Genomic DNA, 2,766 nt, shown 5'->3' on the forward strand with positions numbered 1-2,766 from the left:
GGTATTGCGTTCATACTATTCATTTCCTTTGCTTTTTGATAGTTCTATTATATCAAAATTTTGGCATCTTGCATAGTAGAAGTTTACATTTTTATTGACATATAGTCTCGTTTCCGATATAATATACTTACGAAGTAAGGAGTACCAGTTATGAAGTTTGAATTTAAGTCATTATTTGATTTACAATCTGCTTTTCCTGACGAACAGTCATGTATAGACCATTTAGAAAATATAATTTGGGGCGATGTGATTGTCAGCCCTTTTGATGCTACTTCAAAAGTCTATAAATGCAAGGGAAATAAATATCGTTGTAAAAATACTGGTAAATATTTCAATGTCAAGACTGGCACTCTTTTTGATAATACTAAGATTGAATTGCGTAAATGGTTCATGGCGATTTGGCTTGTAACTTCCCATAAAAAAGGAATTTCTTCAGTGCAACTTTCAAAGGATATTGGCGTTACTCAAAAGACAGCTTGGTTTATGTTGGAACGTATCCGTAAGTGTTTTGGCTCTGAAAATGATAATACTCTTGATAATGTTGTAGAAGTTGATGAGACTTATATTGGCGGAAAAAATAAGAACCGTCATAACTCTAAGAAAGTCAAAAATGCTCAAGGTCGTTCTTTAAAAGACAAGTCTGCCATAGTTGGCATGGTACAACGTCAAGGTAAAGTCAATGCTCATCATGTATCAGATACTAAAGCCAAAACATTAACCGAACAAATCGTCAAATATGTCAAAGAGACTGCTCAACTTTACACAGATGAATGGCTAGGTTATAATAAAGTGGCTAAGATGTATCAACATGACTTTGTAAATCACGGTTCTAGTGAATACGTGCAAGGCGATGTTTATACTAACACGATTGAAGGCTTTTGGGCTGAATTGAAACGTGGTGTTTTAGGAATTTATCACTCATGGTCTAAGAAATATCTTCAAGACTATGTAGATGAATTTGTTTTCCGTTATAATACTCGTGATTATTCGGATAGTCAGCGTTTTAATCTCTTACTTTCAAATGCCTGTGTCCGTACTAAATATAGGGAGCTAATTTATGGCTACTAATACACTAAATGATTTACATTTTGAATTGGAAAGGTCTATTTCTCGAAGAGTTGATAGTAAACTAATTGGGTATCAGGTTAGTCTTTCTGATAGATTTTATGACAAGTATACGAAATTCTGGAATAAGAAGTACAGTTTTGATTTTGTTACTAACCATCGTTCTTTTTACGCTCAACTAACAAAGACTTGTGTCTACGATGCGTTGAAAGAAAGCCTTAAAAAAATAGATAGAAAAGCAATCGCTAAACACATGGCAGAGCTGGAAGCCTTGATTGATGTCGCAGAGAATAAAGAGGAGTTTCAAAACTTTTTTGAGAAAAAGTATAGTCTCAAATTCCCTGATTTGGATGACTGTGTTTATCCAAAGAAAAAAGAACTATCTGACTTTGATAAGAAACTTTGGATAGCAATGCACTATAATCCTAGAAAAAATAATTAAAAGTGTTGCATAATCTCGTGGAAACTGGTAAAATCTTATTAAGATGACACCCCCCCACTTCCGTTTATGGACAGATACGTTCTGATGTGGGGCTTTTTTTTATAACTTAGGAGGTTAAATGAAAGTACCTGTCGGTCTATCGTGGGACGAACAATTAGCTCTATTTAAAAGCAGGGGCATGACTGTAACTAATAATGATATTGATAAAATTAAGAATATTAGTTATTATCGACTAAAGGAGTTTGCAAGACCCTTATCTACCATCTCGAAAATCAATGATGAGATTTCTATTTCATACAACGGAGTGGAATTTAAGGAAGTAATTACACGCTATTATCAGGACAAAAATCTTAGAATTTACTTACTTCATGCCATCGAAAAAATTGAAGTATCAATAAAAACACGGATTTCGTATGTGTTAGGTAAAAATTATGGTGCGTTTGGTTACTTAAATTTCTCCTCGTGGTCAAATCGTAGAAAATATACAAAATTTCAAATCGAAAAAGAACAGTTTTCAATTAAAAAAAAGACTGTTAAAAATAGTTAAACGTAATCAATCTTCGGAGATGCATATTGAAAAAAAATTTAGATACTGATGGCTTTCCATCCGTTTGGCTAGGAATTGATTTGTTAATGTTTGGCGATATTGTTACAATACTAGAAATTATGAGTGAATCCAATTTGAAGTCAATATCTTCCCACTACAATTGTACTAATGAAGAGCTTGTTTCATGGATGAAATGTCTTAATTTTATAAGAAATATTTGCGCCCGTAATTCAAATCTAGTTGATATTAAATTAACAACTAAACCCAAAATACGTAAATATTGGAGTAATTATCTCTATTTCATTAAAAGTGGTAAAGATGGAAAGGTTATTAAAAAACCAACAAATCGATTATCTGTTGTGATAATAATAATTGTCGAACTTGTTAAACAAATAAATACTAAATATAAATGGAAAGATATACAATCAAGCATACGAAATCTTTGTAAGGAAAATGATGAGCGTGCCCATTTATTGGGGTTTAATTCGTTAGAGTCAGCTAAAAATATAACGCTACTGATAAAAAAATGAAACTCGACAGAAAAAGGCTTAATAAATATTAAGTCTTTTTCTGTATATTGTGGTTGGTGTAAACTAGTATATAGTTCCCTAAAATATTTTGCCATCATGGATGTTAATTAAAAGTTCTAAAATGAAGTTAGCCACTTAAAAGTATGAAAAAACACCTCAGAGAGATATAATTGTAATCACCA

2 protein-coding genes and 1 pseudogene are annotated in these 2,766 nt (G+C 32.0%); all 3 read left to right on the forward strand.

Annotated elements, in window-relative coordinates; translation table 11 throughout:
- Window positions 1-150: 150 nt before the first annotated feature.
- The 3 genes and pseudogenes from AALA56_RS09570 (at window position 151) to AALA56_RS09580 (ending at window position 2,584) form a co-directional block, all read left to right on the forward strand.
- The gene (locus tag AALA56_RS09570; protein WP_369909824.1) at window positions 151-1,068 is read left to right on the forward strand and encodes an IS1595 family transposase; all 918 of its coding nucleotides are present in this window, start codon (window positions 151-153) and stop codon (window positions 1,066-1,068) included.
- A complete protein-coding gene (locus AALA56_RS09575; RefSeq protein WP_369909825.1) occupies window positions 1,058-1,507 on the forward strand; it encodes a hypothetical protein in 450 nt (149 codons plus the stop codon). Before AALA56_RS09570 ends, AALA56_RS09575 begins: the two co-directional genes overlap by 11 nt.
- Window positions 1,508-1,625: 118 nt before the next feature.
- A pseudogene (locus tag AALA56_RS09580) lies at window positions 1,626-2,584 on the forward strand (Abi family protein).
- Window positions 2,585-2,766 lie beyond the last annotated feature (182 nt).

It is taken from the genome of Streptococcus hyointestinalis (assembly GCF_041225505.1).
GTDB classification, from domain to species: domain Bacteria; phylum Bacillota; class Bacilli; order Lactobacillales; family Streptococcaceae; genus Streptococcus; species Streptococcus hyointestinalis_B.

Bases quoted from the DNA above. Each gene is read 5' to 3' on its own strand.
- AALA56_RS09570 (WP_369909824.1), top strand. From the start codon at position 151: ATGAAGTTTGAATTTAAGTCATTATTTGATTTACAATCTGCTTTTCCT.
- AALA56_RS09575 (WP_369909825.1), top strand. From the start codon at position 1,058: ATGGCTACTAATACACTAAATGATTTACATTTTGAATTGGAAAGGTCT.